Genomic DNA, 6,566 nt, shown 5'->3' on the forward strand with positions numbered 1-6,566 from the left:
CCTTCCGGGCGTTCGAGCCCCCGGGTTTGGCTGGTGGTCACCATGGCCATGGACACTTCCCCCCGTCACTCCGCCCCTCAGAGCGCCCCCGCGCCCGTTCCCCAGGCCGGGCAGCTCCCCCCACGCCTACGACTTCTGGCTGCCTCCCGGAAGCGGCCCGGACCCCTCGACGGTGCCTGGTGGCCGCGTTCGTCCGACCTGGCGGCGGAGGCGCCGGCGCTGCTGGCCGCGATCTGGGCCGCCCGCGACAGCAAGCCGCTCCACATGACCTACGACCCCGGCATCTGGGACTCCCACCCGGCGCGCGTGTACGTCGACGGGCACCGGGTCAAGGCGGGCTGGTTCCGCACCGGAGACCCGCACCAGGTCACGGTCGCCCTGGCCAACGGCACCCGGTTGATCCTCCTGGTGGTCCCCTCCGACCTGGGCGCCGACGAGGCGTCGTGGGCCCTGGAGCGGTCCATCGAGCCGGACAACGTGCTCGGCCCGGCGCAGCTGCTGGCGCTCTCGCGTCAGGCAGGCGAACACCCGTGACCTCGTCGGTGGATGCCGGCCGTGAAAATGCGGCGCCGGAGACTGTCCGAAGCGCGGACGGCCCGACTTCGGAGCCGGTCGACCTCTTCCTGCGCATCCATGCCCTCAGCGGCGAGGACATGCTGGTGGTGTGCCGCGACTTCTGCTCCGAGGTGGACGCGGCGCAGGCCATCGCCCAGGCGCTGGACGACCGCCGGAGCCTGACCTTCGCCCACGCCAGCTTCAGCAGGGAGAGCCAGGAGAGCGTGGTCGTGGTCAACCCGTCGAACGTCGTCGCGATCCGCATCTCCCGGACCGACAGCGCGGCAACAGGTCAGTACCTCTGACGGAGGCCCTGATGTCACTGGAGACATCCGGCGGTCACACCCGGGACCACCCGGTGGTCGTCAACGGCCACACCAACACCGTGGCCGCCGAGGAGATCTCCTTCGAGGAGCTCCTGGCCCTGGCGTTCAGCCCTGTCCCGGCCGGCCGGCACCGGGTGTTCACGGTCACCTACCGCGGCGGCCCCGCGGACCGGCCGGAAGGTTCACTCACGCCAGGATCCACGGTGAGGGTCAGGGACTGGATGGCCTTCCACGTCACGCATTCCTCCAGCTCGTCGGCGTGAGTCGGGTCCGACCTGCTCCGGGTCAGATGGCGGCGTCGTCCAGCTCGCCCGTGCGCACTCGCAGGACCGACTCCACCGGCACGACCCAGACCTTCCCGTCCCCGATCCGCCCCGTCCTGGCGGAGTCCGCGATCACCCGGACGACGTCGGCGGCCTCGCGGTCGTCGGCGAGGACCTCGAGACGCAGCTTGGGCACCAGGTCGACCTCGTACTCGGCCCCTCGGTAGACCTCGGTGTGGCCGCGTTGGCGCCCGTGGCCACTGGCCTCGGACACCGTCATCCCGTTGATCCCCAACGCATCGAGGGCTTCGCGCACCTCCTGGAACATGTGCGGCTTGATGACCGCGGTGACGAGCTTCATCGGTTCTCCCCTGAGTGAGTGAGCGTGCGCAGTGTGCCGTGCGGGACGGTGCGTCCGGTGACGAGGGCGTGCAGGTCGTAGGCGGTCTCGGCGTGCACGGCGAGGTCGATGCCCCCGACCTCGTCGTCCCGGTGGACCCTGAAGCCCATGAGCTTGTCGATGGCCAGGCCAAGGATGCCGGATACCACGAAGGCGTAGACCATGACGGTGACCACCCCGACCGCCTGCTTGCCCAGCTGACCCGGCCCACCGCCGTACAGGAGCCCGTCGACCCCCGTGGGGGCGGCGGCCGTGGCCAGGAGACCGATGCCGAGCGTGCCGACGATGCCGCCCACCATGTGCACGCCCACGACGTCGAGCGAGTCGTCGTAGCCGAGCCGATGCTTGAGGCCCACCGCGAAGGCGCAGACCACCCCGGCGGCAGCCCCCAGGACGATCGCGCCGAGGGGCGACAGGGACGCGCACGAGGGGGTGATCGCCACGAGGCCGGCCACCATGCCCGACGCGGCGCCGAGCGAGGTGGCGTGGCCGTCACGGAACCGTTCGACCGCAAGCCAGCCCAGGGTGCCGGCCGCCCCGGCGACCAGGGTGGTCGTGAAGACGATGACGGCGCTCTGGTTGGCGGCCAGCGCCGAGCCGGCGTTGAAACCGAACCAACCGAACCAGAGCAGCCCGGCGCCCACCATGACGAGGGTGAGGTTGTGCGGCCGCATGGGGTCCTTGCCGAACCCGATCCGGCGGCCGAGGACCAGGGCCAGGGCGAGCGCCGAGGCGCCGGAGGCCACCTCGACCACGGTGCCCCCGGCGAAGTCGATGAGACCGACCTGGTGGACCAGCCAGCCGCCGGGGTGCCCGGGCGAGCCGGTGTCGAAGACCCAGTGCGCCACCGGGGCGTAGACCACCACGGTCCACACCGCCACGAACACCATCCAGGCCCCGAACCTGGCGCGGTCGGCGATAGCCCCCGACACCAGCGCCCCGGTGATGACCGCGAACAGGCCCTGGAACACGGCATACAGGAGCACGGGGACGTGACCCGCGCCGTTGCTCGTCGCGGACATGAGGTCGCCCAGGCCGAGGTGCTGCAGGGGGTCACCGAGCAGGCCGGCGCCGACGTCGTTGCCGAAGGCGAGCGAGTAGCCGACCAGGGTCCACAGCACGAGGACGACGGCGAGCGACCCGAAGGTCATCATCATCATGTTGAGCACGCTCTTGGCGCGCACCATGCCGCCGTAGAAGAGGGCGAGGCCGGGCGCCATCAAGAGCACGAGCGCCGCGGACGTCAGCAACCACGCGGTGTCGCCGGTGTCGAGGGCCGAGGGGGCGGCGGTGAGGACGGTCATGGGGAAGACACCTTCGGCGCGGCCGCCGGGGGCGCAGCCGCGACTGGTCGGGGACGGTCAGCTCGGCGGCAGGGGCCTCCGCCGCCGGCGACGATCCCACACCTGGCGTGTTGCTCGCCGTGATGCCCATTACGCGGCCACTCCGCGCCGCAGGTATGCGCGGCTGGCCGGCCCGCGCGGCAGGTTCCGCGTCCGGACCTGCCGGCCCGGATGCACCGTGGCGGCGTCGGCGCTGGCGGCGTCTACGACAATCAGGCTACGTCGCAGGCCTCCGGTTGGGGTGCGACGCCGAAGGTCGCCAGCGGCTGGGCGCGGCTGGGCGCGATACCAAACCGGGGCCCACTAGGACATTCTGGCGGTCCCGGGACCGTTCGCCTAGTGGAGCGCAGCGGCGGAACGGCTTCCTAGGGTCGCTCGGGTCAGGACGAACCCGCGCGTGGGGGCCGCAAACCCGCGCCTGACCCTGGCGGAGGACGCCCGCTACGGCCCGCACGGGCCGCGGTGTCCTGCCGCCGACCGGGGGCACGAAATGGACATGAATGAGGCTTTTCGACGCATCGTCGTGGGCCACCGCCGGCTGCTGCTGCTCTTTGCCCTGGCGCCACTGCTCGTCGTCGCCGTGCTCACCGCGACGACGCATCCCAGCTACGTCGCGTCCGCACGGATCCAGCAGTCGAGCACCAAGGTCGGCTCCGACACCGAGGCGGACTCGGTCGTCAACCAGGTGAGGGGGATAGCCACCAGCACCACGGCGATCAACCAGGCCCTGCAGGCAGCCGGCGTCAACGACCGAACGGCCTCGGACGTCGCAGGCGAGGTCACCGTCACCCAGTTCGGCGCCTCACCGGTCCTCGACCTCGCGGTCACCGACCGCAGGCCCGAGGTGGCCAGCCGCGTGGCCACGGCGCTGGCGCGCACCGTCGTGGACTACCTCGGCGGTGAGCAGCAACGGCGCGTGCAGGGCCTGATCAGCCAGATGCAGGCACAGCAGCGGCAGCTCTACACGCAACGCCAGGCCGTGGTCAGCCGGCTGTCCGCGACGGTGGACCAGGCGCGGATCGCCACCCTGTCGGCCCAGCTGACGACCCTCGACCAGGAGCTCAGCGACCTCGGCTCGACCGTCCGCCAGCTGCAGCTGCCCGATGCCACGGGGGGGTCGGCGATGCTGATCTCACCCGCGGCGACGGCCCAGCCTGTGGCCCGCCGCCGCGTCACCGACCTCTCGCTGGCGCTGCTGGCCGGCCTGGTCGCCGGGCTCCTCGTCGCCAGCGTCCTGGAGGTGCTGCGGCCCCGCGTGGCCGACCCCGGGAGCTTCGCGCGTGAGCTGGGCGTGCCCCTGCTGGGAACGCTCACCCTGCCGCGACGCCGGGCGCGCGCGCGACGACGTGCCAGGCAACGCGCGACGGGAGCTCGCCGCGGCGGGCAGGCCGCACCCGCCGACGCCGAGCACGAAGCGGATCCTCCGGCCAGGGTGCCCCTCGAGACTGCGCTCGTCGTGCGCCGTGCGGCGGCCCGGGAGCACGCCCACACCGTCGTCGTGGTCGAGTGCGGCGAGCCGGACCAGGTCGAGGCGGTGGCCGCGGGGCTGGCCGAGGCACTGGCGGCACCACGGGCAGCCCCGTCGTCGAACGGCCAGGTGCAGCCGGACCTGCACCGGACGAGGGCGGGGGGCGAGGGCTACGAGCTCAGAGGGCAGACGCCTCCCGGGACCGAGCCCGGACCCGCAACGACCACGATGCTCCGGGATCAGCAGGCCGAGCCGTCGGCCGACGGCCTGCAGGTGGTACGACTCCGCGACGACAGGGCGCTGACGAACGATGCGGGGCGCGTCCTGCTCGTCCTCGACGCGAACCTGACCTCGTACGCCGAAGTCCGGCGTGTCACCGACCTCTGCGCCGCCACCGGGTGGCCGGTCATCGGGGTGCTCGGCCTGCGCTACCGGAAGGGGGCGCGGTCATGAGGAACCCGTTGAGCAGCAACCCGATCCGGGTTCGGTTCGAGCCGCCTTCGTCCGCCACCGACCTGACCGCGAACCTCGTGGCCGCCCTGGAGATGCTGACTGACGCCAGACGGGTCGAGCTCGTCGGCTCGGGCGACACCGCGGACGTGGTGCACACGACCGGAAGCACCCAGGTCCCCTGGGCCGGTCGGGCCCTGCGGGTCCACAGCATCGAGCGCCTGCCACTTCGTGAGAACGGGCTGTCCCCCGCCGGTTGGTGGGTGCGCAGCTGCAACCGGATGATCCCGGCGGTGGCGACCTGGCTGGTCCATGGCCAGACCGCCGCCCGGCTGCTCGTCAGCTCAGGCGTCGCCCCGGGTGGGCGGATCAGGTGCCTGCCGCTGCTGGGGCCGGCAGCCGCCGCACCCTCCAGCACGAGCATCGGCGAGACCCGGGCCGATCTGCGCCGCGTCCTGGACGTGGCTCCGGGGGTGAGGCTCGCTGTCGGGCTCGAGCCCGGGACCAGCCACCTGGGCGCTGCGGCCTGGGCGCCGACCCTGCATGCCTTGCGGCGCAGTGATCTCGTGGTCGCTCAGCTGCGTCCCGTCCCGGGCGCGCCAGGACAGTACGCCGTCCGTCGTGTCGACGGCCGACACGGTGCCGTGACCGCGCCCCTCGCCGTGGTCCTGCGGGCAGCCGACGTCATCGTCGCCACGGACTCCGGGCTGGCGGCTGCCAGCCCATCCGCCGCGGCAGTCGACGTGGGTCTGCCGGTCGTGGCCGTCACCACCGACAGTGCCGCCGAGCTCGTGCTGTCAGGTGGGGCCGGCTGCGTCGTCCCTCCCCGCGCCGAGGCCGTGGCGCAGGCGGTGGTCTCGATGCTGGAGGGCGGAGTGACCGCCCGCCGGTTCGGGCCGGGACCCCAGGACGAGCGGCGCAAGGTCGCCCTGCTGGCCCACCACCTGCTCGACACCTACCGGCAGTCGCTCACCGTGGCGATGGTCCGGGGACTGGCATGACCACCGCACCACTGCTGCCCGGCCAGACGATCGACCCCGTGAGCTTTGCGCAGTGCCACATCTCGCCCGAGGCGCGGGAGCTGGCACTGGAGGTGATGGCCGGCGGCTGGCTCACGGCAGGCCAACGCACCCTGCAGTTCGAGGACGAGCTCGCCAGGTGGGTCGGCGCCCGGAGCAGTGTCGCCGTCAGCTCCTGCACGGCCGCGATCGAGATGGCCCTGCGGGCCCTTGACCTGCGCCCCGGTTCCGCCGTGCTCACCCCCACGCTCACGTTCTGCGGCGCCGTGCACGCGATAGTCCACGCCGGACTGCGACCGGTCCTGCTCGACGTGGATGAGGAGACCCTCACGGTCAACGTCGCCGAGGCCGCGCGCAAGCGCCGGGAGCGTCCGGCCGCCATGGTGGTCCAGCACATGGCCGGCTACCCAGCGGCCACGCAGGAGCTGGCCGAGGCGGCCGGGCTGAGACTCGACCGGGTCGTCGAGGACGCCGCACACGGGCTCGGGGCAGCGCGGGACGGCCAGGCCGTCGGGACATTGCCGTCAACCACCTGCTTCAGCTTCTACGCCACGAAGAACCTGCCCATCGGCGAGGGCGGGGCGCTCACGACGCCCGACCCCGAGCGGACGGACCGGCTGCGGGTGATGCGGCAGCACGGCATGAGCCGGGACGCCTGGCGGCGGTACGAACCGGGCTCCGGGTGGCGCTACGACGTCGCGGTCGACGGGCTCAAGGCGAACTTCACAGACCTCCAGGCGGC

At 72.7% G+C, this 6,566-nt stretch carries 8 protein-coding genes; 6 read left to right on the forward strand and 2 right to left on the reverse strand.

What is annotated here, in order from left to right; genetic code table 11:
* Positions 1-48 precede the first annotated feature (48 nt).
* From VF825_RS19705 to VF825_RS19715, 3 genes are read left to right on the forward strand one after another with little or no spacing between them, the layout of a single operon-like run.
* Positions 49-534: a DUF5994 family protein gene (locus VF825_RS19705; protein ID WP_331116616.1), complete on the forward strand. Its 486-nt coding sequence runs from the start codon at positions 49-51 to the stop codon at positions 532-534.
* Positions 531-860: a hypothetical protein gene (locus tag VF825_RS19710; protein WP_331116619.1), complete on the forward strand. Its 330-nt coding sequence runs from the start codon at positions 531-533 to the stop codon at positions 858-860. The genes VF825_RS19705 and VF825_RS19710 overlap by 4 nt, the downstream gene beginning before the upstream one ends.
* An 11-nt stretch (positions 861-871) precedes the next feature.
* A complete protein-coding gene (locus VF825_RS19715) occupies positions 872-1,144 on the forward strand; it encodes a multiubiquitin domain-containing protein (protein ID WP_331116621.1) in 273 nt (90 codons plus the stop codon).
* A 22-nt stretch (positions 1,145-1,166) separates the two neighbouring features.
* On the opposite strand, the gene VF825_RS19720 is transcribed toward VF825_RS19715, so the two are convergent.
* Positions 1,167-1,505, reverse strand: a complete 339-nt coding sequence (locus VF825_RS19720; RefSeq protein ID WP_331116623.1) for a P-II family nitrogen regulator — start codon at positions 1,503-1,505, stop codon at positions 1,167-1,169.
* Positions 1,502-2,848 carry an ammonium transporter gene (locus VF825_RS19725; RefSeq protein ID WP_331116625.1) on the reverse strand — a complete coding sequence of 449 codons (1,347 nt, stop codon included), beginning with the start codon at positions 2,846-2,848 and terminating at the stop codon, positions 1,502-1,504. Before VF825_RS19725 ends, VF825_RS19720 begins: the two co-directional genes overlap by 4 nt.
* A 535-nt stretch (positions 2,849-3,383) precedes the next feature.
* On the opposite strand from VF825_RS19725, the gene VF825_RS19730 reads away from it, so the two are divergent.
* From VF825_RS19730 to VF825_RS19740, 3 genes are all read left to right on the forward strand, one after another.
* The gene (locus tag VF825_RS19730; RefSeq protein ID WP_331116627.1) at positions 3,384-4,808 is read left to right on the forward strand and encodes a hypothetical protein; all 1,425 of its coding nucleotides are present in this window, start codon (positions 3,384-3,386) and stop codon (positions 4,806-4,808) included.
* Positions 4,805-5,806 (forward strand): hypothetical protein, encoded by a 1,002-nt coding sequence (locus VF825_RS19735; RefSeq protein WP_331116629.1) that lies wholly within the window; start codon positions 4,805-4,807, stop codon positions 5,804-5,806. Before VF825_RS19730 ends, VF825_RS19735 begins: the two co-directional genes overlap by 4 nt.
* On the forward strand, positions 5,803-6,566 hold a 764-nt coding region (locus VF825_RS19740; protein WP_331116631.1), incomplete at its 3' end, for a DegT/DnrJ/EryC1/StrS family aminotransferase. The genes VF825_RS19735 and VF825_RS19740, both read left to right, overlap by 4 nt.

It is taken from the genome of Oryzihumus sp. (assembly GCF_036391795.1).
Taxonomy (GTDB): Bacteria; Actinomycetota; Actinomycetes; order Actinomycetales; family Dermatophilaceae; genus Oryzihumus.

Bases quoted from the DNA above. Each gene is read 5' to 3' on its own strand.
- VF825_RS19705 (WP_331116616.1), top strand. From the start codon at position 49: ATGGACACTTCCCCCCGTCACTCCGCCCCTCAGAGCGCCCCCGCGCCC.
- VF825_RS19715 (WP_331116621.1), top strand. From the start codon at position 872: ATGTCACTGGAGACATCCGGCGGTCACACCCGGGACCACCCGGTGGTC.
- VF825_RS19720 (WP_331116623.1), bottom strand. From the start codon at position 1,505: ATGAAGCTCGTCACCGCGGTCATCAAGCCGCACATGTTCCAGGAGGTG.
- VF825_RS19725 (WP_331116625.1), bottom strand. From the start codon at position 2,848: ATGACCGTCCTCACCGCCGCCCCCTCGGCCCTCGACACCGGCGACACC.
- VF825_RS19730 (WP_331116627.1), top strand. From the start codon at position 3,384: ATGAATGAGGCTTTTCGACGCATCGTCGTGGGCCACCGCCGGCTGCTG.
- VF825_RS19735 (WP_331116629.1), top strand. From the start codon at position 4,805: ATGAGGAACCCGTTGAGCAGCAACCCGATCCGGGTTCGGTTCGAGCCG.